This window comes from Planomonospora sp. ID91781 (assembly GCF_015711595.1).
GTDB classification, from domain to species: Bacteria; Actinomycetota; Actinomycetes; order Streptosporangiales; family Streptosporangiaceae; genus Planomonospora; species Planomonospora parontospora.
On sequence record NZ_JABTEY010000001.1, the window covers coordinates 1,385,294 to 1,407,299 of the forward strand.

The 22,006-nt window shown below is 72.3% G+C and carries 21 protein-coding genes; 8 read left to right on the plus strand and 13 right to left on the minus strand.

Annotation, left to right across the window (positions count from 1 at the left end):
* Positions 1–26 precede the first annotated feature (26 nt).
* Positions 27–518: a GNAT family N-acetyltransferase gene (locus HS048_RS06475; RefSeq protein ID WP_068898270.1), complete on the plus strand. Its 492-nt coding sequence runs from the start codon at positions 27–29 to the stop codon at positions 516–518.
* 102 nt (positions 519–620) lie between these two features.
* Here the strand turns inward: HS048_RS06475 and HS048_RS06480 are convergent, their stop codons facing one another.
* Together HS048_RS06480 and HS048_RS06485 are read right to left on the minus strand one after the other, a co-directional pair.
* Positions 621–974 carry a DUF742 domain-containing protein gene (locus tag HS048_RS06480; RefSeq protein ID WP_196466432.1) on the minus strand — a complete coding sequence of 118 codons (354 nt, stop codon included), beginning with the start codon at positions 972–974 and terminating at the stop codon, positions 621–623.
* The gene (locus HS048_RS06485) at positions 971–3,178 is read right to left on the minus strand and encodes a nitrate- and nitrite sensing domain-containing protein (protein ID WP_196466433.1); all 2,208 of its coding nucleotides are present in this window, start codon (positions 3,176–3,178) and stop codon (positions 971–973) included. Before HS048_RS06485 ends, HS048_RS06480 begins: the two co-directional genes overlap by 4 nt.
* Positions 3,179–3,352: 174 nt before the next feature.
* Between HS048_RS06485 and HS048_RS06490 the strand changes: the two genes are divergently transcribed.
* Complete coding sequence (locus HS048_RS06490) at positions 3,353–3,694, plus strand: hypothetical protein (RefSeq protein ID WP_196466434.1); 342 nt, start codon at positions 3,353–3,355, stop codon at positions 3,692–3,694.
* Here the strand turns inward: HS048_RS06490 and HS048_RS06495 are convergent.
* Positions 3,604–4,059 (minus strand): barstar family protein, encoded by a 456-nt coding sequence (locus tag HS048_RS06495; RefSeq protein WP_307832379.1) that lies wholly within the window; start codon positions 4,057–4,059, stop codon positions 3,604–3,606. The genes HS048_RS06490 and HS048_RS06495 overlap by 91 nt on opposite strands.
* Before the next feature lie 110 nt (positions 4,060–4,169).
* Here HS048_RS06495 and HS048_RS06500 point away from each other — a divergent pair, with 110 nt between their 5' ends.
* The 4 genes from HS048_RS06500 (at position 4,170) to HS048_RS06515 (ending at position 8,200) form a co-directional block, all read left to right on the plus strand.
* Positions 4,170–5,174 (plus strand): DMT family transporter, encoded by a 1,005-nt coding sequence (locus HS048_RS06500; RefSeq protein ID WP_196466435.1) that lies wholly within the window; start codon positions 4,170–4,172, stop codon positions 5,172–5,174.
* A gap of 9 nt (positions 5,175–5,183) precedes the next feature.
* Entirely contained in the window at positions 5,184–5,816 is a 633-nt protein-coding gene (locus HS048_RS06505) for a GntR family transcriptional regulator (RefSeq protein ID WP_068898280.1), read from the plus strand.
* A gap of 76 nt (positions 5,817–5,892) precedes the next feature.
* On the plus strand, positions 5,893–6,243 hold the full coding sequence (locus HS048_RS06510; protein WP_068898282.1) for a hypothetical protein: 351 nt from the start codon (positions 5,893–5,895) through the stop codon (positions 6,241–6,243).
* A gap of 571 nt (positions 6,244–6,814) precedes the next feature.
* A complete protein-coding gene (locus HS048_RS06515) occupies positions 6,815–8,200 on the plus strand; it encodes a sugar transferase (RefSeq protein WP_374058754.1) in 1,386 nt (461 codons plus the stop codon).
* A 39-nt stretch (positions 8,201–8,239) separates the two neighbouring features.
* Here HS048_RS06515 and HS048_RS06520 read toward each other — a convergent pair whose 3' ends face one another.
* The 5 genes from HS048_RS06520 to HS048_RS06540 are packed head-to-tail and all read right to left on the minus strand — an operon-like array spanning position 8,240 to position 15,489.
* Positions 8,240–9,538: a glycosyl hydrolase gene (locus HS048_RS06520; RefSeq protein ID WP_196466437.1), complete on the minus strand. Its 1,299-nt coding sequence runs from the start codon at positions 9,536–9,538 to the stop codon at positions 8,240–8,242.
* Positions 9,539–9,552: 14 nt separating this feature from the next.
* On the minus strand, positions 9,553–10,866 hold the full coding sequence (locus HS048_RS06525) for a chromosome condensation regulator RCC1 (RefSeq protein ID WP_196466438.1): 1,314 nt from the start codon (positions 10,864–10,866) through the stop codon (positions 9,553–9,555).
* The gene (locus HS048_RS06530) at positions 10,863–12,164 is read right to left on the minus strand and encodes a ParB N-terminal domain-containing protein (RefSeq protein ID WP_196466439.1); all 1,302 of its coding nucleotides are present in this window, start codon (positions 12,162–12,164) and stop codon (positions 10,863–10,865) included. Before HS048_RS06530 ends, HS048_RS06525 begins: the two co-directional genes overlap by 4 nt.
* Complete coding sequence (locus HS048_RS06535; RefSeq protein ID WP_196466440.1) at positions 12,164–13,705, minus strand: lipopolysaccharide biosynthesis protein; 1,542 nt, start codon at positions 13,703–13,705, stop codon at positions 12,164–12,166. Before HS048_RS06535 ends, HS048_RS06530 begins: the two co-directional genes overlap by 1 nt.
* Positions 13,702–15,489 (minus strand): Wzz/FepE/Etk N-terminal domain-containing protein, encoded by a 1,788-nt coding sequence (locus HS048_RS06540; protein ID WP_196466441.1) that lies wholly within the window; start codon positions 15,487–15,489, stop codon positions 13,702–13,704. The genes HS048_RS06535 and HS048_RS06540 overlap by 4 nt, the downstream gene beginning before the upstream one ends.
* A gap of 191 nt (positions 15,490–15,680) precedes the next feature.
* Here HS048_RS06540 and pssD point away from each other — a divergent pair, with 191 nt between their 5' ends.
* Entirely contained in the window at positions 15,681–16,115 is a 435-nt protein-coding gene (pssD, locus tag HS048_RS06545) for a PssD/Cps14F family polysaccharide biosynthesis glycosyltransferase (protein WP_231647431.1), read from the plus strand.
* Complete coding sequence (locus tag HS048_RS06550) at positions 16,112–16,660, plus strand: glycosyltransferase (RefSeq protein WP_068898297.1); 549 nt, start codon at positions 16,112–16,114, stop codon at positions 16,658–16,660. Before pssD ends, HS048_RS06550 begins: the two co-directional genes overlap by 4 nt.
* Before the next feature lie 29 nt (positions 16,661–16,689).
* Here HS048_RS06550 and HS048_RS06555 read toward each other — a convergent pair whose 3' ends face one another.
* Genes HS048_RS06555 through HS048_RS06575 form a run of 5 tightly spaced genes read right to left on the minus strand, consistent with a single transcriptional unit; the run spans position 16,690 to position 21,908 of the window.
* Positions 16,690–17,619, minus strand: a complete 930-nt coding sequence (locus HS048_RS06555; protein WP_068898298.1) for a glycosyltransferase family A protein — start codon at positions 17,617–17,619, stop codon at positions 16,690–16,692.
* Complete coding sequence (locus tag HS048_RS06560) at positions 17,616–18,446, minus strand: Wzz/FepE/Etk N-terminal domain-containing protein (protein WP_196466442.1); 831 nt, start codon at positions 18,444–18,446, stop codon at positions 17,616–17,618. The genes HS048_RS06555 and HS048_RS06560 overlap by 4 nt, the downstream gene beginning before the upstream one ends.
* Complete coding sequence (locus HS048_RS06565) at positions 18,443–19,306, minus strand: sulfotransferase domain-containing protein (protein ID WP_068898302.1); 864 nt, start codon at positions 19,304–19,306, stop codon at positions 18,443–18,445. Before HS048_RS06565 ends, HS048_RS06560 begins: the two co-directional genes overlap by 4 nt.
* A gap of 11 nt (positions 19,307–19,317) precedes the next feature.
* Positions 19,318–20,520 carry a hypothetical protein gene (locus tag HS048_RS06570; protein WP_196466443.1) on the minus strand — a complete coding sequence of 401 codons (1,203 nt, stop codon included), beginning with the start codon at positions 20,518–20,520 and terminating at the stop codon, positions 19,318–19,320.
* The gene (locus HS048_RS06575; RefSeq protein ID WP_230880755.1) at positions 20,517–21,908 is read right to left on the minus strand and encodes a hypothetical protein; all 1,392 of its coding nucleotides are present in this window, start codon (positions 21,906–21,908) and stop codon (positions 20,517–20,519) included. The genes HS048_RS06570 and HS048_RS06575 overlap by 4 nt, the downstream gene beginning before the upstream one ends.
* Between the last annotated feature and the right edge of the window lie 98 nt (positions 21,909–22,006).

Below are 22,006 nucleotides of genomic sequence, written 5' to 3' on the forward strand. Positions count from 1 at the left end.
CCGGCGGCGATCGGTAGGGTGTTCGCGTGGTCGAGGTGAGGTTGAGGGGCTGGCACCCCGGTGACGTGCCCGCCGTGCTCGCGGCCTTCGCCGTGCCGGACATGGCCCGGCAGGCGGCCGGGCCGATCGACACGCCCGAGGCCGCGCTGGAGTGGATGGGCTTCTGGGGTTTCCGGGACGACGCGCAGGCCTTCGCCGTCACGGTGAACGGCGAGGTCGTCGGGAACGTGGCGGTGAGCAACATCGACGCCCACGACACGGGGTGGGTCTCCTACTGGACCTCGCCGCACGCCCGGGGCAGGGGTGTCGCGACGGCGGCGGCGGCCGCGCTGGCCGAGTGGGCCTTCAGGGAGCGCGGGTTGTTCCGTCTCGAACTGGGACACCGGCTGGACAATCCCGCCTCGTGCGCGGTGGCGGTGCGGGCGGGGTTCACGGCCGAGGGGATCGAGCGGGCCAAGCTGAAGTACGGGGACGAACGTCACGACGTGGAGCGGCACGCCCGGCTGGCCACGGACTGAGAGCCGAAGGGCCGGTTCTAGGGGCCCACCGGTTCTGAGGGCCGACCGGTTCTGAGGGTCGAGGGGCCGGTTCCGGCGGTCACGGGCCGCCGCGGGAGCGGGTCAGAGGGTCCTCAGCCCGGCCAGGACGTCGCGGAGGAGGTCCACCCGGGGCTCCGCCCCGCCCGATGACGTCCGTACGGTCACCAGCCCGGCGTCGCGCAGGTCCCCCAGGAGGACGCCGACGACCCCGACGGCCAAGCCGGTGCCGGATGCCAGCTCGGCCACCGAGATCGGCCGCCGGCAGGCCGCCAGGACCCTGCGGTGCTCCGGCGAGAGGCCGGGGGCCGCGGACCCGGTCGCCGAGACCGTGGCGATCAGGTCGAACCGGGCGCCGGTCGGCCGGGTCCGTCCCCTGGTGACCGTGTAGGGGCGGATGATCGGTCCGGCGTCCTGGTCGAGCCAGCGCTCCGTCATTTCCCATCACCCTCCTGCTCGGCACGGCGCCATCCCTCACGGAACGACGCCAGGACGCGGCTCGGCACGGGGGGCGGCTCTTCGCCGTCCGGGTGCCGTGACCGCTGCGGCATGCCGCCGGGTACGGCCTGCCGCGGGGGGGCCTGCCCGGGCACGGTACGCCGGACACGCCTGGGCAGGCCGCCGCCCGTGGCGGCGGCCCGCTCGGATCGGACCGGCTCGGCCCGGATCGGTTCGGCCCGGATCGGTTCGGGCCGCTCGGCCTGTTCGACCGGTTCGGTCCCTTCGGCCCGCTCGACCTGGACCGGCCGCTCGGCGGGCGGCTCCGGTGTCTCGGCGACCAGCTCGTCCGGGATGAGCACGATCGCGGTGGTGCCGCCGAACGGTGACGGCCGCAGGGAGACGCGGATGCCGTGGCGGGCGGCGAGTCTGCCGACGACGAACAGGCCGAGCCGGTCGCTGTCGGCCAGGTCGAACTCCGGCGGGTGCGCCAGGCGTTCGTTGAACTGGGCCATCTCCTCCGGGCTCATCCCGAGGCCGCGGTCCTCGACCTCGATCGCGTACCCCCGGGCGGCGGGCTCGCCCTGCACGAGCACCGGGGTGTTCGGGGGCGAGAAGATCGCGGCATTCTCCACCAGTTCGGCGACCAGGTGGACGACGTCGGTGACGACCGTGCCGGCGAGCGCCGGGCCGTGCGGCACCTCGACCGTGACGCGGCGGTAGTCCTCGACCTCCTCGACGGCGGCGCGGACCACGTCGTAGATCGCGACCGGGGTCCGCCAGCCGCGGCCGGGCACCGAGCCGGACAGGATGATCAGTCCTTCGGAGTGCCGCCGCATGCGGGTGGTCAGGTGGTCCAGGGCGAACAGGTTCTCCAGGGTCTCCGGGTCGGTGGCCCGCCGCTCCATCGTCTCCAGCATGGCGAGCTGCCGGTGCAGGAGGGACTGGCTGCGCCTGGCCAGGTTGACGAAGACCTTGCCCACGCCCTTGCGCATCTCGGCCTGGCCGACGGCGGCCTCGACGGCCGTCCGCTGCACCGAGGAGAACGCCTCGCCGACGCTCACGATCTCGGCGGTGGTGCCGTGGTTCAGCGCGGGGGACTCCGAGACCGGGCAGACGTCCTCGCCCCTGCGCAACCGCGCGACCACGTCGGGCAGGCGCCGGTTCGCCAGGTCGAGGGCCGCCTGCTGGAGGCCGACGAGCTCGGAGCCGATCCGGCGGCCGAAACGCACCGAGACGAAGATCGAGGCTGCGACCGCGACCAGGCCGAGCCCGCCGGCGACGCCGATCTGGATCAGGGTTCCGGCGGCCATCGGCTCGGCGCGGTCGGCGATGCGCTGGCTGATGTCGCCGGCGAGCCGGTCTAGGGTGTCGGAGAGGGCGATGGCGGCCGTCGCCCAGGAGGCTTCGGGCCGGGCCGCGGTGGTGAAGGTGTTCTCGACGCGTTCGAAGGCGGAGTGGGCCGGCGAGGTCGCCAGGCGCGCGTAGGACGCCTGGAACTCCTCGTCGAGCTGCTTGACGCCGATCGAGTGGAGCAGCCTGCGGCTGGTGGTCAGCTCGGCGAACCGCGCGCGCTCCTGCGCGCCGATGGCACGGGCGGAGACGACCCCGGAGACGATCGCGGCCTGCCGGCTCAGCATCTCGCGGCTCCGCCCGACCACGGTGGCTGCCCGGACCTGGTCGATCAGGTCGATGTCGGCGGAGATCCGGAGCTTCTCGTAGACGTCGAAGGCCAGCTGGACGATCTCGCTGTAGGCGTCGAGGGTCTGCAGCCGCCCGGCGGAGCGGGTGTCCACCCCGCTGCGGGCCTCGGTGAGCCGGTCCGCCGCGGTCAGCAGCCGGACGATCCGCTCCCACAGGGGGCCGGGGATGTCCGTCCGGCCCTCCGCGGACATCCGGTCGAGCTCCGCGCGCGCGGTGTTGGTCCTGGACCGCTGGGCGTCCAGCGCGGAACGGGAGGCCGCCGGGTCGCCCAGGAAGGTCAGGGACAGCAGCCGCTCGTGCTGCAGGGCGGTGGCGAACGCGCGGGTCGGGACGGTCACGTGCTCGTGGACCGTGCGGACGACGAGAAGCTCCTGGCCGCTCCGCAGGGTGATCGCCGCCGCAAAACCCCAGATCGTCACGAGGGAGACGAGGGGGACCAGGAGCAGAGTGAAGATCTTGGTCTTGATCGAATATGTGCGGCGGGTCACAATACCTCGCATCGTGGATATGCGCGGTTAACGGTGGCGAAACTGTAGCAACGCGGAGCACGCGCGGCCAGGGACGCGCGACCCCCTTCCGCGACGCCCCTGGGGAGAAAAGTTCTGTGTCCCCGAGGTAATGCGGAACCGCGGGCACTCCGGGCACGTCTTTCCTGAGGATTAGGGGAGGCGTCCATGACAGGGATGGCGGAGCTGGCCGGAGCAGAGCTGGCCCGCGCGGCGCAGGCCGTGCTGACCAGGGGCGACGAGCTCGAGCAGTCGGGGGCCGTGCAGCTGGTCAGGTTCGGCCCGCTGCGGGTGATCGCCGAGGTGGACGACTCCGCCGCGTGCGTGGACCTCCAGGTGGCCGACGGGGTGCTGCGGTGGTCCTGCACGTGCCGCGAGGGCCGGGAGGGCGCGTTCTGCGCCCACTGTGCGGCGACGGCTCAGTCGGTCAGGAGGAAGACGGAGAGGAAGGCCTTCTCCGGCGTGTCGTCGGTCACGGCCTCCGAGAGCGCGGTCCGGATCGCGTCGTAGGCGGGGCGGTCGACGTCCCTGAGGACCGCGGTCTTCGTCCAGACGAGCGCGTGCTCGCCGGGCGGCAACCAGGACAGGTCGGTCAGGCAGTCGTACAGCGCGTCGAGGTTGTTGCCGAAGGTGTCGGGGAACGACAGCGCCTCGGCGATGGCCGTCATGGCCTCGGCCGAGGTGGTGATCTCCGAGCCGTCCAGCCGGTGCGGCGTGGCGGTGCCGATCCTCTGCCGGAAGGCGGCCTCGGCGCCTTCCTCGAACGTTCCCCTGGACAACGAGGCCACCTCCGCGGGTGTCGATGACGAAGGACCGGTGACGAGGTCGCCGGCGGGAGCGTCGTGGTCCCCGGCGCCGGTGCCCCGGAATCCCACGCGGGGGAAGCTACCCGCTCGTACTCGGAGGAAACGATGGTGGACCGGCCGTCTTCGGCCAGGTCACAAACAATTGGACTTTGATTGTCTGGTTGTCTGACAATGCTTCCATGAAGCTCGCCGTTCTCGGCGCCGCCGTGCTCTGGGGCACCGCGGGGACCGCCGGACTGCTCGTCTCCGGGGTGGACCCGATCTCCGTGGCGGCCGCCCGCCTGGTGGTGGGCGGCCTGGTGCTGGTCGCCACCGCGGTCGCCACTGCGGCCGTCACCGCGGATGGGCCCGCCGTACGGGTGCCGGCTCGCCGGGGCCTGCTCCTGGCAGCCGCGCTGGGGGTGGCCGCCTACCAGCTCTGCTACTTCGCCGCGATCAGCCGGACCGGTGTGGCCGTCGGCACCGTGGTCGCCATCGGCAGCGGGCCGGTCTTCACCGGTCTGCTCTCCTGGGCGCTGGACCGTGTCGCCCCCACCCGGCGCTGGGCCGGGGCGACCGCGGCGGCGGTCGCGGGTTGCGCCGTACTCACCGGCGGGGGAGGGCAGGTCCGCGCGGACGGCGTCCTGCTCGCGCTCCTCGGCGGGCTGCTCTACGCGTTCTACGCGGTGGCGGCGGCCCGGGTGATCGGTTCCGGCGTCTCCTCGGACACGGTCATGGGCGCGCTCTTCGGCGGGGCGGGCCTGGTCATGCTCCCGGTCCTGCTCTGGACGGGCGCCGGCTGGCTCGCCGAGCCGCGCGGCCTGCTCGCCGCCCTCTACCTCGGCTGCGCCACCACCGCCCTGGCCTACGTCCTGTACGGCAGAGGCCTGCGCACCACCCCGGTGGCGACCGCGGCGACCCTGGCCCTCGCCGAGCCCGCCGTCGCCGCCCTGCTCGGTGTCGCCGTCCTCGGCGAGAGGTTCACCCCGGTCTCGGCCGCCGGCCTGCTGCTGTTGGGAGCCGGCCTGGTCGCCGCGGCCCTCCCCGAACGGCGCGCGCCGGTACGTCCCGGCGGTGCGGCCGTCGCCTCCGCTTCCGGCGATGCGACCGTCGTCCCCGCCTCCGACGGCGCGGCCGTCGCCTCCGTTCCCGGCGGCGCGCTCGCCGACGACGTGCGGACCGCCGGGCCGGGGTCCCGGCAATAGGCTTCCCGTGTGACCGTCCCCCTGCGCCCCGTCTCCGCCGTCACCGCGCTCACCGAGGAGTTGCGCCGCCGGGTGCTCTCCGGGGAGATCCCGCCGGGCACGGCCCTGCCCGAGCAGGAGCTCTCGGCCGCTTACGGGGTGGCCCGGCCGACCGTCCGCGAGGCGCTGGCCGCCCTGGTCCACGAGGGCCTGCTCCGCAGGGAGAGGCACCGCAGCGCCCAGGTGGCCGAGGTGACGGGGGAGGACCTGGACGATCTGATGTTCGTCCGGCGCCCGCTGGAGGACCTGATGGCCGCCTCGCTGGCCGGACGGCGGGTGGCCGAGGCGGACGGGGCGCTGGAACGGATGGCCGCGCTGCCGGGCGACGCGCCCTGGTCCGACGTGGTGGCCGAGCACATGGCGCTGCACCAGGCCCTGATCGTCGCCGTGGGCAGTCCCCGGCTGGAACGGCTCTACGCCGCACTGGCGGCCGAGACCCGGCTGGGCCTGGTCCGGCTGCGCGACTCCTACGCCGACCGGGACGTGCTGGTGGCCGAGCACCGGGACCTGCTCGACGCGATCGGCGCGGGATCGCAGGAGGCCGCCCGGCGGGCGGTCGCCGCGCACCTCGACCACGGCTGGGGCGCGCCCCCCGGGGAGTGATCCGCAAGCGGCGGTGACCGTCCGGCTCGCGCGGCTCTATTGCGTGGAGAGCCCCGGAGTCGTCACAATCGCGGCCATGCACGGCAACTCAGTGCCGGATACCTACGTCTACGTCACCGAAGAAGGCGTGACCCGCCACTACGCGGACGGCAGCGTCGACGCCCTCGCGTGGGAGGACGTCGTCGAGGTGCGGATCGCCGGCGAGAGCGACGCGGAGATCCTGTACATCCTGCTCGACCGGGACGGCCAGGGCTGCGTCGTGCCCCGGTCGGCGACGGACGCCGCCTTCCTCACGAGGCTCCGCTACCTTCCGGACTTCGACGTCGACCGGCTCAGCGCGGCGGTGGACTCCGCGGACGACTCCGCGGTCGTCGTCTGGCGCAGTCCCGAGCCGCCGTCGGCCCTCCCGGATCTGGAGTACGACTGAGACGCGTGCCCGCGAACCGGGCTGAGCCGTCGAGTCGAGCCGGTCCGAGCCGTCGAGTCGAGCCGGTCCGAGCCGCCGGGCCGGGCGACCGGCTCCGCCGGAACCTGACGCCGTCCTCCACGTTCCGTCCGCTCGCGCCGGAGCGCGAACGCAGGCGCGCTCGTATGGAACGATCCCGGGGCGGGCCGTCAACGGCAAGAGCTGACAAGAAGCCCTGTGCCCTCAGCCGCAGGAGCCGCACATCCCGGAACTGCATCCCCTTGTCTCACGGGACGTCACGCCGACCGCCGGGAGACGGCGCGACCTCTCCTTAACGTCCGTGGTCCTCCGTCTACAGGAGATGTTCACAGATGGGTGACCAGATGTGGACAAGCAGGTGGAGTTCATCTTAAAACCTGCTCTTCCTATCATTAAGCATATGGATGACAAGGCTGAGTAAGGTGTGAACCACGGCACCTGCAGCGGCGTCTGTTGTGCATGGTGTGGATCAAGTGCGCGGCGAGGGTGTATGAGCGTTGTTGCTGGTGAAAAAGTCGATGCTTCACGTCCGAGCACGGGTCCTGCGGAGTGGGTGCGGTCGTATGTGCTGACGGCGGCGCTCGCCGACGTCGCCTGCGTGGTCGTGTCGCTCGCGGGCGTCGTCGTGGTGCGGTGGTTCCTGGGCTATCTCAGCTTCCTGGAGATCGTCCTGGCGGGCGTGCTCGTCGTCGTCTGGCCTCTGGTCATGGCCGCGGTGGGCGGCTACGACGAGCGTTACCTCGGAGAGGGTCCCGAGGAGTACCACAAGGTGCTGCGGGCCGCGCTGGGCGTCGCCTCGGCGGTGGCCATCATCGCCTACGCGACGCAGACCCCGATCGCCCGCGGCTATGTGATGATCGGGATCCCGCTCGCAGGCTTCCTGGACGCCCTCCTCCGGTACGGCCTGCGCCAGCGGCTGCACCGCCGCCGTTACGAGGGGTCCTGCATGCGCCGGGTCGTGGTGGTCGGGCACTGGACGCCGGTCCTCGAACTCCACACGCAGCTGAGCCGCAAGCCGCACCACGGCATGAAGATCGTCGCGGCGTGCGTGCCCTCGAAGGACTCCGACCGGCCCCGGCAGTTCGACGGCTTCCCCGTGCTCGGAGACTTCTCCACGGTGCCCGAGACCGTCCGGGAGGTCCGTGCGGACACGGTCGCGGTCCTCTCCTGCCCCGAGTTCGACGGGACCGCCCTCCGGCGGCTGGCGTGGCGGCTGGAGGAGGACGGCACCGACCTCTACGTCGCCTCCGCGCTCATGGAGGTCGCCGGCCCGCGCATCAACATCCGCCCCGTCGCGGGGCTCCCACTGCTCCACGTCGCCCACCCCGACCTCGACGGCATCCGCCAGCTGGTCAAGGGGGGCTTCGACAGGATCGGCGCGGCGCTGGCGCTGCTGGTGCTGCTGCCCCTCCTCCTCGTCGTGGCGGCCCTCATCAAGGTGTCCGGCCGCGGTCCCGTCCTGTTCCGGCAGGCCAGGGTCGGCAAGGGCGGCCGGGAGTTCACGGTGCTGAAGTTCCGGACCATGATCCCGGAGGCCGAGCAGATCAAGATCGGGCTGGCCGCGTTCAACGAGGGTGACGGCGTACTCTTCAAGATTAGGAACGATCCAAGGGTCACGCCCGTGGGCGCCTGGCTGCGCCGCTACTCGCTCGACGAGCTGCCGCAGCTGGTGAACGTGCTGCGGGGCGACATGTCCCTGGTCGGACCGCGTCCGCCGCTTCCGGAGGAGGTGGCCCAGTACGGCGACGACGTGCGCCGGCGCCTGCTCGTCAAGCCCGGCATGACCGGCCTGTGGCAGGTGAGCGGCCGCTCCGACCTGACCTGGGAGGAGTCGGTGAGGCTGGACCTCAGGTACGTCGAGAACTGGTCCCTCGTGCTCGACCTGCAGATCCTGTGGAAGACCTGGTCCGCGGTCACCCGCGGCGTCGGAGCCTACTGAGCGGGCGGTTCCCGTCGCGGGGGCCGGTGGATGCGCCGTTCAGCGCGCCCGCCGGCCCCCGCGGCGTACGGGACGGCTCCGCATGGCCTGGCGGGAGGGAGCGAAGAAGTCCGTCATGCGTACGCAGTCGCCGATCTCGCACGGGCCCTCGGCACCGAAGGCGGAGTGGCTCCCCATCTCCCGCCACGCCGCGAGGGCGTCGGAGGTCGAGGCGTAGTCGAAGTCGCAGGCCCACTCCTCGTCCAGGTTGCGCGCGTCCCAGGCGAGGACCGCGCGGTACTGCTCGTAGCCGGGGCTCAGCAGCGTCCGGGTCGCGTCGGCGAGCCACTCGGCCCGCCGGCCGGGCTGCGCCGGGTCCTCCACGGAGCCCCACTCCAGGAGCATGAGTCCCTTGTCGGGGTGGCGCAGGCCGAACCGGCGGTGGCCCTCGATGACCTCGGCGAGGCTGAGCCACTTTCCCTCGGGGTTGCTGCAGTTGTAGAAGTTGTAGGCGTCCGCGGCGATGTGGTCGACGTAGTCGTCGCCCGGGTAGAACAGCTCGGCGGAGGTGTGATCGGTACGGTCGAAGGCCACCGGGGTGACCGTCCAGACATAGCGGGCCAGACGGACGCCCTGCGCCCAGTGGACATCGACGATCTTCCGCCAGGCGTCGACGAAGTCCGCCCCCTCGCCCATGGCGCGGGAGCCCTTCGCCTCCGGCTCGTGGTTGAAGGTGAAGTAGACCACCGCGCCGAAGTCCCGCAGCTCTTGTGCCTGGCGCACGATGTCCGAGTGCAGCTCACTGCCGGGTTGCGCGTCGGCGATGTCCCGCCAGCGGATGTCGCTGCCGTCCTTGCGGCGCGACTTGACGGAGACGAAGATCGTGTGACCGGTGTCGCGCGCCCAGACCTGGTGCTCGTTGAAGACGGGCTCGTCCCAGCGCTTGAAGACCCGGACCGCCTCCAGCGGCTGCCCCAGCTCCTGCTCGCGGCCGAGGATCTCCTCGCGGTACTGCCCGACCGCGCCGAACATGAGCTTCCGCCCCTGGACGCGGAACGGCTCCGGGGCGGACCCCGCGGTCTCCGGGGAGGACTCCGGTCCCGGAACGGGCTCCGCGGTCCCGGGCTCCGCGGTGGGTTCCACGGTCTCAGGCTCCGCGGTCCCGGGCTCCGCGGCCTCCGGCTCCACGGCGGGCTCCGCGGCCCCGGATTCCCATTCGGGATCGGGTCCCCACCCCGGAACGGGCGCCGTGGCCTCGGGGACGGCCTCCCACCCCGGGACGGGTTCCGCGGCGGAGGGGAAGGCGGAGAATGCGATCGCGACCATCGTGGCCAGTGCGACGAACCCGGTACGTCTCATCCTCAGCCCTTCTGTCAGTAGGCCTGCTGCAACACCAGGAGCAGATGGCGCTCGCCCGCCGCGGCGGTGACGGCCCTGCCCGGCTGCTCCCCGCCGGCCAGGACGATCGGGCCCGAGCGGCTGCGGGGGTTCCGGTCCCCGGAGCCGAGCTGGCCCTTGCCGTTCGCGCCCCACGTCCGGACCGTGTCGTCGTCGAGGATCGCGGCGCCGTACGCCTCACCGGCGAAGACGCTGCGGACCGCGCGGAGCACCTCCCCGTTGGCGCCGACGACCTGGACGGGTGTCGTGCGGCGTTCCAGGGTGTTGTCACCGAGCTGGCCCGCGGTGTTGTTGCCCCACGAGACGACGGTGTGGTCCCTCAGTATGGCGAAGTTGTGCTTCTCCGCGGAGGAGACGGCGATGACCCCCCGCAGCGGGGCGCGGCCGCCGGGGCCGGAGACCAGCTCCGGGGTCATGCGCGTCTTGTAGTCGCCGGTGCCGAGCTGGCCCATGTCGTTGTAGCCCCAGGCGGCGACCGAGCCGTCCTGGAGGAGCGCCAGCCCGTGCTGCCCGCCGATGGTGATGGCCGTCACGCCGGTCAGCTGCTCGGCGCCGTCCAGTCCGCGCACGGGGACGGGGAGCGAGCGGTCCTCGGTGGTGCCGTCACCGACCATGCCGTACTTGTTCGCGCCCCAGGACAGCAGCGAGCCGTCTTCGAGCAGCACCAGCTCGGTCCGCCCGTCCGCGGCGATCGCGGTGACCCCGGTCAGCGGACCCGAACCGTCCGGGGCGAGCACGGTGGTGGGCGTGGGCGGTGCGGTCTCGCTGCCGATGCCGCGCTGCCCCGCGTCGCCCTTCCCCCAGGTGACGACCTTCCCGTCGGCGAGCAGCGCCATGGAGAAGTCACTGTTGGCGGAGAGCGCGACGACCTTCTTCAGCTCGCCGTCCCGCCCGTCCGGGGCGCGTACGGCCACCGGCTCCGAGCGGTCGGTGGTGGTGCCGTCGCCGAGCTGGCCGAAGTCGTTGGCCCCCCAGGCGACCACGGAGCCGTCGTCGAGGAGCGCGAGGGAGTGCCGCCCGCCGGCGGCCACCGCGGTGACCCGGTCGAGCGCGGACCCGCCGTCGACGCCCCGGACCTGGCCGAGCGCGGTCGCGATCTCCTCGGTGGGATGGCCGAGCTGTCCGTCGGCGTTCCAGCCGGTGGCCCAGACACCGCCCGCCACCGTGGACGCCGGGGTCTCGGAACTCTCCGAGGACGCGGGACGCGTGGCCTCGGAGGTGGCGCAGGAGGCCGACAGCAGCAGGAGGAGGGCTGCGGCCCCGCCGAACAGGCTGCGGCGCGCTGTCATCGGTCCTCCCGGACGCAGGCGAACAGGTGGCGCCGGTAGTTGTCGGCGTACGGAGGCACGGCGTCGTCGTCCGGCCCCAGGTCGACGATCTTCGAGAAGGTGGTGTTGCGCCGGAGGAAGTCGGCGATCATGGAGGGGTTCCAACCGGCCAGGGAGGTCCTGAACCAGGCCTCGTTCTCCTGGCCGGTGTCGAGGAACAGCACCCGGCCGGTGACCCGGTCGAGCAGTCTGAGCAGCTCCTCCGGGCCGACCGAGGCGCGGCCGAGCACGAAGTGGTGCAGGAGGCTGAAGCAGGAGACCACGTCCCAGGTACGGTCGGCCGTGCCCAGGATCTCCACGCAGTCACCGGTCTCGATCGCCCCGGCGGGCAGGCCGTAGACCGCCTGCCCGAGGGGCACGGCCAGCGGGTCGCGCTCGACCCCGTGGGCGTCCATGCCGAGCCTGCCCATCTCGGAGACGAACCAGCCGTAGCAGCTCGCCACGTCCAGGTAGCTCAGGCCCGCCGGGTCTCCCAGGAACTCGCGCATCTTGTCGCGCCGGTCGGTGCACTTGCGCACGGTCGGCCAGCTCTCGGCCAGCTCGGGGGCGTCGATGGGCTGGTACAGCTCCCGCGTGCCGTCGAGCCAGCTCATCCGGAGCAGGTGGTCCTGGAGCGGGGTCGTCACCGGGAACCGCTTGACGGTCACCTCGGCGCTGCGCTCGCCCCGCTGCACGGCGCTCGCCAGCCGGTGGTGCCCGTCCAGGACCTGGTAGTAACCGGACCACTTGACCGGGGCGACGAGGATGGGGTCGTCCGGCCCGCTCTGGTAGGTCCGGGGCGCCTGCGGCGCGCCTCCGCGGTGCCGGTCGATGAAGGCCCGGGCCGTCTCCACGATGCCCGCGTCGTCCGTCGCCCAGAAGTATCGGCCGCCGGTGGCGACGGCGCGGCGGGCGAGCGTGCCGTACGGGCTGTCGAGGATCTCCTCGTCGGACGGCTCGCGGCCGTCGGCGAGACGCAGCAGTGCGACGTGGGGGCCTTCGGACACGGGGGTGGAGCCCCAGAGCATGTCCCCGGTCCCGGTGCTGAACTCGGTGGCGGTCCACCCGTTCTGCGCGCCGAGCAGCAGCCGGTCGATGGGGACGGTGACCGAGCCGCGCTGGCGGAGGAGGGCCGTGGACAGCTGGACCCGCACCTTCGCCGGGATCGGCAGGGACTTCGCCGCGGACATGAGCGCGTGCGAAGGCGACGGCCCCGTCAGCCGGCGGAGCACGACGCGTGAGCGCCGCCGCACCGCACGAAGGTTGGCCAGAGCCGACATCAGACCTCCTCGATCACCGGAGCCGCGGCGACCCTGCGCGTGCGCCGCCGGAGCAGGGCGGACAGCGCGGTGAGGGAGACGCGTTCACGGATTTTCCACAGCAGGATTACATAAATCGCAGCGCACGCTACCAAGCCGGCGAAGAGCACGGGTGTCGAAGCGCCGAGAAGGCGCAGCAGGAGCAGCGGTCCTCCGAAAGAGAGGACCGTCGCGCCGGTCGCCCAGGCGAGGCCGCGGCTGAGCGGCGTCATCTCCGTCGCCGCCCTGACCTGGACGAACGAGAGCACGTTGCGGACCACGATGGAGACCGCCCAGTTGACGGCGGCGCCGAGGACGCCGAACCGCGGGATGAGCACCAGCCCGAGGGCCACGTCGATCACGAGCGCGGCGGCGGTGTTCAGCAGGCTCAGGCCGCTCCGGCCGCTCATCAGCAGCATCGTGTCGACGGGACCCGCGGCCGTGGCGAACATCATCGCCAGGGAGAGGACGAGCACCGGCAGGACCCCCGCGGCGTGGTACTCCTCGGCGAAGAGCGAGAGGTACAGGGACGCGGCGGTGGCGGTCGTCACGTAGACGGGCCACGTCAGTAGAACGGTCCACACGGTGGCCACGGAGAACGTCTGGTGGGCTCCCGCGCGGTCGTCCAGCGCCAGCTGACGGCTCACGACGGGCTGCATGACCTGCTGCACGGCCTGGGTGCCGAGCTGGCCGAAGACCACGAAGCGGCTGGCGACCGTGTAGACCGCCGCGTCGCGGGGCGAGCTGAGAGCGGCGACCATCACGATGTCGGCCCGCTGGAGCGCGGTCTGGCAGACCCTGGCCAGCGCCCGCAGCGCGGTGAAGCGCCAGTATTCGGCGGCCAGCGTCCGGATCGCCGCCGGGGGCTCGGCCTGGGGCGGGCTCGTCCGGCGCAGGCCGCGGTACCACCACGCGGCGGCCGCGAGCGCGGGGAGGTACGGCAGGGCCCACATGAGGGTGAGCAGCGCCGGCTCGTCACCGAGGACGAGGGTCAGCGCGACGCCGCCGATCTGCGCCACCGGCCGCCCGATCCGGTCGATCAGCACGGTGGGCCGCATCTTCCCGTGGGCGCGGGTGGCCGCCAGCAGCACGTTCGCCGCCGCCATGACGGGCAGGAAGACCGCCAGCGCCCGCAGCATGGACGTGGTCTGGCCGGTCCGGGCGCCGTCGAGCACGGCGGCGAGGAAGGGGGCGGCGGCGAACAGGCCCGCCGCGACGAGGACCGAGACGCCCGCCACCGGGATGAGCGCCGCGTCGACGCAGCGGGCCGCGTCGCGGGTACGGCCGAGCGCGAGATGGCGGGGCACCCAGCGCAGCAGCCCCACGTCGCAACCCAGCTCGCACAGCGCGCCCAGGATGAGGAAGACCGAGGTGGCGGCGAAGAACGCGCCGCTGAGCTCCGCGGAGTACAGGGTGGCGACCAGCAGCACGAGAGCGAACTGGGATATTCCGGTCACCGCGGCGCCGACGAGGTTGACTGAGCCGCCTCTGGCCATCGAGGCCAGGTTGCCCGGCTGGCTCATTTCGAGCGGCCGGTCTTGGCGGGCGTGTCGTTGTTGATCCGGGGGAAGGCCATGGTCGGAGCCTCGTCGGTCATCGGCCTGGGCTCGTCGTCGGGGTCGGGCAGGTCGAGCACCACGATCTCCGGCTCCTCCACGACGGCGTCCTCGTCGACGACCTCCGGGTCCTCTATGACGACCTCGGCCTCGTCGGCCCGGTCCCGGGGCTCCGCCGCGCTGATCGCGGACATGACCGAGGACTCCACCAGGATCGGTTCGGCGGTGGCCCGCGAGGCCTCACGGGCGGCCGCCGCGCGCAGCTCGCGCCGGCTCGGCGGAGTCAGCACGACCGCGCCGATGATCTTCGCTTCGGCCTGCTCGGCCTGGGCGTAGGCGGCCCGCACCTCCCGCCGCCGCGTGACGCCGGCGGTGATCACGAGCAGGGTGGCGTACGAGACCATGTTCAGCGCCTGGCCGTCGGGGTCGTCGAGCGGAGGGCCGGTGACGATGACGAGGTCGGCGCCGTGCCGGAACACGTTCACCGTCTGGAAGAGCCCGCGGCCGAGGAAGTGGCTGGAGGCGTTCTTGAGGTCCGTGCCCTGCGGCAGGAGCTGGGTCTGGGGGCCGGCCTCGCGCAGCAGGGCCTGGGGGTCGTCGTGGTCGAGCAGGACGTCGGTCAGCCCGCGCTGGATGGTCGCCCCGAGCAGTGCGGACGCGCTGGGCGTCGCGGTGTGGTCGGCGTCGATGAGGATCGTCTCGGTCCCGCCCGCGCCCAGGGCGAGGGCCAGGTCGGCGCTCAGCCGCGCGGCGTGGTCGTTTCCGGAGACGCCTGCGACGAGCATCGAGGCGGGCATGTCGGTGATCCTGGTCAGCACCGCCACCCGGAGTTTGCGGAGCTCCTCGTCGTCCTGCGAGTCCGGCGTCGTCAGCGGCTCGTAGGGCTGCACGGGCATGCTCCTGACGGCCAGGACCGGCACGCCGTACCGCTCCACGGACTCGGCGTCGCGCAGGCGGTCGTCGCCGTACTCCCGCAGCATGCCCAGCCCCAGGCCGCCGAGCAGGCCGGCGAGCAGGCCGGCGACCCCGAGCTCGGGCGTGCCGAGCAGGCTCGATCCGCTGGAGGCGGGGGCGGAGGAGATGACCTGCCCGGGGAAGATCGGGGTGCTGGCGAGGTCGTTGGCCTGCTCCTCGAGGACGGCGAGCTGGTTGGTGAACTGCGTCACCCGCTGCGTCAGGTAGGTGCGCCGGGCCGAGGAGAGCTTGCCGGAGGACAGGTCGTTGGTGGCCTTCCGGAGGCTGGCGTCGACCTTGGCCGACTGCTCCTCCACCTGCTTGATCTTGCCGTCGATGATCGACTCTGAGCGGTTCCTGCGATACGTGAGGTAGCTGTTGGCGAACGCGGCCGCGCCCTTGCTCGCGGTGTCGGGGTCGCCCGCGGTGAAGGTGATCAGGAGGGTCTGGGTGTTGGCGGGGACCTCGACCGTCACCCGGTCGGGGATGGAGGCCCGGTCGACGCTGCCGCCGAGGGTGCTCGCCACCCGGTTCATCACCGTGTCGGCGGTGACCAGCTGGGTCTCGCTCGCGAGGTTGATCAGGTCGTCGCCCCTGCCCTCGGGGGAGTAGGGGTTGCCGCTGAGCGGGATGATGAGCACGGTCGTGGAGGCCTTGTAGCTCTGCGGCATCAGCTGGGCCGCTCCCACGCCGAGGAGGGTGCCGAGCAGCACGCAGACGGTGATCAGAGGCTTGCGGTAGCGGAGCGCCTGCACGAGAAGCTGGGAACGGAACGGAGTGGCCTGACCTCCCGCCACGCGGGTCCCCCTAATCGATCTGTGCCGGCTGGGTGAGCCCCGCACGCTGGTTCGACCCCAGATGAACCTTCAAGCCAAAAGCTCGCTCGAAGTTTACCGGAATATGGCTGATGTTCTACTCTTGCTTGAACGAACATCAATCTCACGGTGTAGATCGGGCCAGGGTGACGGCAGCGAGAAGTGTCCTGCTGGTGGCGTCCAGCGGAGGCCACCTGGCCCAGTTGGACGCGCTCGAGCCGTGGTGGCGCGAGTGGGACCGGACCTGGGTCACCTTCCGGACCGACGATGCGTCTTCGCGGCTCAGCGGTGAGCGGATCACCTGGGGACACCATCCCACGACCCGCAATGTCCCGAACCTGCTGAAGAACTTCGTCCTCGCCTGGCGACTGCTCCGGCGGAAGCGCCCCGATCTGATCGTTTCGACCGGAGCCGCGCTCGCATTCCCTTTTTTCGTTCTTGCGAAGATCCTACGTATTCCCACTGTCTACATCGAGGTGTACGACCGGCTTGACAGCCCGACGCTGACGGGCCGGCTCTGCCGTCCCTTCACGACCCTCTTCCTCGTGCAGTGGGAGGAACAGCGCCGGTTCTATCCGGGGGCCACGGTCATCGGAGGGCTTCTGTGACCGACCGGGAGAGCCGGCTCGTCTTCGTCTCCGTGGGGACCGACCACCACCCCTTCGCCAGGCTGGTCGAGTGGGCGGACGCCTGGGCGGCGGACGCCCGGGGTCGCGACGTCAGATGCGTCGTGCAGTACGGCAGGTCGCCCGCTCCCCGCGTCGCGGAGGGGCACGCCTACCTCGGCCACGACGAGCTCACCTCCCTCATGGCGCGGGCCTCGGTGATCGTCTGCCACGGAGGGCCGACGACCATCGCGGAGAGCCGCCGCCGCGGGCTGCTCCCCGTCGTCGTCCCGCGCTCACCGGGCCTGGGCGAGCACGTGGACGACCACCAGGAGCGGTTCTGCGCCCGCCTGTCCGCCTCCGGCCTCATCGCGCTCGCCCGGGACGAGGCCGGACTGAGGGACCGGATCGACAGGGCGCTGGACGACCCCGGGGCCTTCCGCGCGGAGGCCGCGACGGACTCGATCGCCGCGACCGTCCGCCGGTTCGGCACCCTGGTCGACGAACTGCTGGCGGCCAGGCCCGGCCGGACCCGGCCCTCCTCCTGAACGCCGGGCCCCGGCGTCCCGCTCCGGGGTCAGATCCCGCGTCCCCTCGAGTGGGCCGTGCGGAGCATGAAGTCGGGGCGGAGCAGGCCCGCCGTCATCATCAGCACCAGATAGGAGCGGGGCTGCCGCCAGTTGCTGCGGAAGGTCCGCCAGGCCAGTCTGAGGGCCTGCCTCCGGTCGCCGAGCGCGGCGAACGCGAACGCCTGGCGGCCGGTGATCTTGGCCGAGGCGCGCGGGTCCGCGCGCAGGATCTCGTGCTTGCCGGCGAGATACTCCAGCCCGTCGACGACCATGCGCCAGTCGCGCTGGAAGAAGGACTGGGAGCCCCACAGGACGCGGACCAGGGGCTCCTCCACGGCGGCGATCGGGCCGGCCGCCGCGGCACGGAGCATCCAGTCGTAGTCCTCGCCGTAGCTTCCGGGGATCTCCTCGTCGACCAGCCCGATCCGGTCGAAGAACGCCTCCCGGCGGACCAGCACCGTGGACGGGTGGGCCTCCATCACCCGGCGGCGGGCGAGCTGCAGGACGGTGAGCGAGGACTCGTCCGCGACCCGGGCGGTGGACCTGCCGTCGAAGAGCACGTAGATGCCCGAGACCGCGACGTCCGCACGGCGGGACTCCAGGAGGGAGACCTGGGCGGAGAGCTTGCCGGGCAGCCACTCGTCGTCGTCGTCGCAGAACGCCAGGAGCTCGCCGCGGCTCCGCAGCGCACCGCTGTTGCGCGCGCCCGCCAGCCCCGGAGAGCGGTCGTTGCCGACGACCACCACCGAGCGGTGCGGATCAGAACGTTCCATCGAGGTGTCCGGCGGGACCTGGTCGTAGACGACCACGCACTCGATGTCGCCCTCGTAGCTCTGGCCCATGATGGACTCGATCGCCTTGGCGAGCAGCAGCGGGCGGTCGCGGGTGGCGACGACCACGGAGACGGTCGGCAACGCGCTCGGGGGGGTGTCGGTCATACCGGGGTTCTCCTGGGTCTGGGCTGCGGTGGTGTCGCGTCGTGCCGGGTGCGGCCCGCCCTCCGGTCCCGGCGGACGCCGAGGCCGATGCCGGCGAGCAGGCCGATCGCCGCGTAGGAGACCGGCGGCACCTCGCTGTTGTTCCGGTCGGGCCGCCGGGGGCGGACGGCCGTCCGGACGATCTCGCCGCTGCTCGTGTCCTGCTTCTGCAGCGCGGAGACCTGCCTCTCCATCTCGTTGATCTGACGGATGAGGGCCTGGCGGTGGGTGCGGGCCCTGGTGTTGCGGACAACCGTACCCTGCGTCGTCGAGGCCAGCCTGGACTCCAGCACGCCGATGCGCGACTGCAGCGCCTCCAGGTGCCGCTGCCGGACGCCCGCGACGATCTGCGCCCGCAGGACGAGGTAGGCGTCCGTGGCCACGCCGACGCCGTTGAGGGCCCTGTCGGGGGTGGAGCCGCTCACCGAGACGGTCAGCACGCGGGTGTTCGTCGGCACGGTGACGACCAGTCGCTCCGCGGCGGTCTCCGGGCTGACGCCGAGGGCGGTGGCGACCCGTCCGATCACGGAGCTGGAGCGCAGGATCTGCGTCTCGGTGTCCACCGTCACCTCGCGGGGGAGCCGCTGGCCGGATTTGCGCTCGAGCCCCGGATGCACGGGCGTCGCGGGAGCGAACACCTGGGCCGAGGCGGTGTAGGTGTCGGGTGCCAGCAGGGCCTGCACCACGCCGGCGGCCAGCCCCAGCACGGTCATGACCCCGATGACCAGGAGGTTGCGGCGCGCGAACCTGAAATAGTCCGACAGGACCGGATCCGGCCGGCCGCTCATCTCCGCCATGGTGGGGTGACCCCGAGCAGTCCGGCGAGACGCTCGTCGTGGGGGGCGAACCGGTCGGCGAGCTCGGTGCGGAGGGATTCGGGCATCGGAGACCGCGGCCGGGCGTTGTGCCGCTCGAACGCCTCCGGGGACCACCGGGGCAGGCCGAGGAAGTCCAGGATGCGGGCGTACTCGGTCTCCGGGTCGGAGAAGAAGTCCTCGGCGAACAGGATGTGGACGCGCTCCCTGCCGAACAGCCCGAACAACCGGTCGACCTGGTCGGCGTACCGTCCCCTGTCGACGTAGGAGTGGTGCCGGTGGCTGTGGCTCACGTAGGCGGGGTCCGCCAGGATCCGCGCCACCTCGCCCTCCAGGCGGCTCTCCTCCAGCTCGATCGCGCGCTCGAACGGCTCCGTCTCGAAACCGCGCGAGAGCTCGTGCCTGTGCGCGGAGTAGGCGCGCTCCACCGGGTCCCGCAGCACGGCGAGGAGCTTGACGCCGGGCAGGTCGGCGGCGATCCGCCCGGCGGACAGCGGGTGGTGCATGTAGTAGCCGGCGGACTCGCCCGTGACGACGGGCGCGCCCTGGGCCTGGCGGTGCGCCAGCGAGCGGATCGGGAAGTGCCCGCGGTACCAGCCCATCCCGCGCGGGTAGGCGACGTCGAAGTAGTGCACGCCCTTGTGGAACAGCGGCGGCACGATGCAGGGGTGCGCGATCAGGGCCCGCCACAGGGACGTGGTGCCGCCTCGCTGCGTGCCCACGAGCAGGAAGTCGGGCAGCATGCGCATCCCGCTGGTGAGCCGTCCCACCTGGCGGGTCACCGCCCGCCCGGCCTGCTTGACGACGGGGGGCGCGGACTGGCGTGAGAGCATGGCGTCCTTCCTTACATCCGGGGGCGGCTGCGGTCGAGGAGGTCGAGCAGGGCGTCGGCCTGGGGCCGCAGCGGCTCGCCGATGCTCCCCTGGCCGGCGATGACGTACCGGGCGTACAGCTCGGTCAGGTAGAGGGCGAGAGTGGCCCGGGCCGCCCGCTCCCCGACGCCGAACGGCTCCAGGGCCGCCAGGACGCCGTCCGACCAGACCAGGTCGGCCGTCCACGAGGTGGTGGGCCGGAACTGCTGGAGGGTGTAGTGCAGCAGGTCGAAACCGGCGGGCACGTCCCGGGCGAAGCGCTCCCAGTCCCACAGGTTGACCGCGTCGCGCCGCCAGGCCATGTTCCACGGGGTCCAGTCGCCGTGCCAGGCGCCGAAGCGCAGCTCCAGGTCCCCGTAGCGCTCCGTCAAGTGGTCGAGCAGAGCCTCCAGCCGCGCGGCGGCGGAGGGGTCGCCGATCTCCGCCGGCACGCGCCGGAGGCGGTCCAGGAAGGGGCTCCCGGCGAGCGTGCGGACCTCGGCGGCGACGGCGGAGAGCCCGGACATCGCGGCGACGGGCACCGCGCCGGACGGCCGCAGGCGGCGCACCCCCGTGGGCAGCGCCGACATCACGAGCAGCTCCAGCCCGCGCCAGCTCTCATGGCGGATCATCCGCGGCACGCGGATCCCGGGCGGCCGGAGGACGGCGAGCTCCTCCAGCGCCGCCGCCTCGGCTCTGATCAGCTCGCGGGCCACGTCCGTGTCGCCCACCTTCACGAACGCGAGGGACTCGCCGGACGGGGTGATCGCCTGGAGGACGGGCTTGCGGTTGGCGCGCGCGTTCCCGATGCTGACGCTGACCACCACGCGCCGCCCGAGGATCTCCGACAACCGGTGCTCGACCGACTCTCCCGCGGGGTGGGACGCGCGGACGCGCATGCGGTCGGGGAGGAACCGCTGCGGCAGCCCGGTCCGGACCGCCGCGGAGAGCAGCCCGCGCCCGAGCCGGGCCCTGACGCCCAGGTCGTGGCTGTAGCGGCGGAGGGCCGTACCGGCGGCGCGGGGCGTGCCGAGGGGGAGGAGCAGGCGCGCCCGCCGGGCGTCGGGAAGGTAGACGAACTCCCGCACCTCGTCACCGGCGGTGGCCGGGCCCGGTCGCCGTCCGCGGGGCGAGCGGCTGACCTCGGCCTCGGGCCAGAGCCTGGAGACCGCTTCGATCCAGGCGGATTCGCTCACCCTCCCGCCACCTCCATTCGCTCGCGTCGCCACATCAGAGCAAGGGCGATCATGACGGTATACAGCGGAACGTCGAGTAGATCGTAGATGAGCAGGAACACCGCGAAACTGAGCAGCACGCAGCACCCCGCGATGGCGACGCGGTCGGGATCGCGCCAGTGCGCGGCGAAACGCCGGACCATGAACCCCAGGAACAGCCCCGCCCCGACCGTCCCGTGGGAGAAGATCAGAAACCAGAGGCTGCCCTGGGTGCCGAGGGGCGGGACGCCGCAGCCCTTGCAGCCGGGCCGTTCCCCGCCGCCCACGGAGGCGAAACTGCCCTGCAGGTCGCGGGTGGAGCCGAAGCCCACCACCGGTGATCCGATCAGGGTGCTGACCACGGTCACCTCGTAGAGCTGGCCGCGCCTCTCGTTGCTGTGCGGCGTGTCCAGCCGCTGCTCGAACAGCGCCTTGAGCGGGGAGCCGGCGAACACGAGCAGCAGGGCCACCGCGCCGCCCACGGCCAGCCGCAGCGCCCACTTGTTGCCCTTCCGGGCGAAGCGGAAGGTCATGTACGCGGCACCCAGCCCCAGCACGCCCCACAGACCCCGGTTGAGCGAGTAGATCACCGGCCACAGGCACAGGAGCAGTACGGCCGGCAGGAGGAGGCGGCGCCAGCGGCCGCCGCGGCTGTGCGCGAGGAGGAAGAAGGGCAGGAACAGCGCGAGGTTGGCCCCCCAGGAGTTGGCGTAGGCGAACGGCGCGATGGGACGGGACTCCTCGTACCCGAGGAACGTGGTGCTGGTCGCCGCCTTCGGATGGATGAGGCTGGCCACCAGGTCGTTGCGCGAGAGCGACTTGGGGAGCACCAGTTCCAGCAGGGAGGGGAACTCGAGGTGCGGCAGCAGGACGCCGAGCAGGCCGCCGCCCACCGTCACCACGAACATGAAGCTCAGCAGCCGGACGACCCGCTCGGTCGGCAGCTCCTCCTCCGTGAGGTTGCCGACGTAGAGCAGGACGACCGTGATCGAGAAGTACCAGGCGGCGCGGTAGGCGAAGACCAGGATCCGGTTCGGTTCGGCGCCGGGCACCCCGTACGGCGCGTCGACGAAGAGCATGAGGGCGCCGAGCAGCATCCACACCAGGAAGAGCAGCCACATCGCGAAACCGCGCGGGACCCTGACGGTCCCGCGGCGCCACAGCTCCAGGACCATCGGCACGCTCATGATCAGGAAGATGAACGCGCTGAAACCGGTCACCCACCACAGGGGGAAGCCCAGGAAGATCACGCTGAGCGGCCAGCCCGGCCCCGGCCTGCGCGGCTGACGGCCCTCCACCGCCGACGGGGAGGGGGGCGACAGGCCGGCGAGAGCCCCGGAGGACGACGAGGACCCGGCCGTGCCTGACATGCGTGACCAGATCCTTCCAGGCGCGGCGGTGAACCCGTTCACGGGAGCGTGTCCATATTGAAGCCGATGCGAAGCTTTCGTGCCAGCCGCCTGCCTCG

Bases quoted from the DNA above. Each gene is read 5' to 3' on its own strand.
- HS048_RS06480 (WP_196466432.1), bottom strand. From the start codon at position 974: ATGACGGAGCGCTGGCTCGACCAGGACGCCGGACCGATCATCCGCCCC.
- HS048_RS06485 (WP_196466433.1), bottom strand. From the start codon at position 3,178: ATGCGAGGTATTGTGACCCGCCGCACATATTCGATCAAGACCAAGATC.
- HS048_RS06490 (WP_196466434.1), top strand. From the start codon at position 3,353: ATGACAGGGATGGCGGAGCTGGCCGGAGCAGAGCTGGCCCGCGCGGCG.
- HS048_RS06500 (WP_196466435.1), top strand. From the start codon at position 4,170: ATGAAGCTCGCCGTTCTCGGCGCCGCCGTGCTCTGGGGCACCGCGGGG.
- HS048_RS06510 (WP_068898282.1), top strand. From the start codon at position 5,893: ATGCACGGCAACTCAGTGCCGGATACCTACGTCTACGTCACCGAAGAA.
- HS048_RS06520 (WP_196466437.1), bottom strand. From the start codon at position 9,538: ATGAGACGTACCGGGTTCGTCGCACTGGCCACGATGGTCGCGATCGCA.
- HS048_RS06525 (WP_196466438.1), bottom strand. From the start codon at position 10,866: ATGACAGCGCGCCGCAGCCTGTTCGGCGGGGCCGCAGCCCTCCTCCTG.
- HS048_RS06530 (WP_196466439.1), bottom strand. From the start codon at position 12,164: ATGTCGGCTCTGGCCAACCTTCGTGCGGTGCGGCGGCGCTCACGCGTC.
- HS048_RS06535 (WP_196466440.1), bottom strand. From the start codon at position 13,705: ATGAGCCAGCCGGGCAACCTGGCCTCGATGGCCAGAGGCGGCTCAGTC.
- HS048_RS06555 (WP_068898298.1), bottom strand. From the start codon at position 17,619: ATGACCGACACCCCCCCGAGCGCGTTGCCGACCGTCTCCGTGGTCGTC.
- HS048_RS06560 (WP_196466442.1), bottom strand. From the start codon at position 18,446: ATGAGCGGCCGGCCGGATCCGGTCCTGTCGGACTATTTCAGGTTCGCG.
- HS048_RS06565 (WP_068898302.1), bottom strand. From the start codon at position 19,306: ATGCTCTCACGCCAGTCCGCGCCCCCCGTCGTCAAGCAGGCCGGGCGG.
- HS048_RS06575 (WP_230880755.1), bottom strand. From the start codon at position 21,908: ATGTCAGGCACGGCCGGGTCCTCGTCGTCCTCCGGGGCTCTCGCCGGC.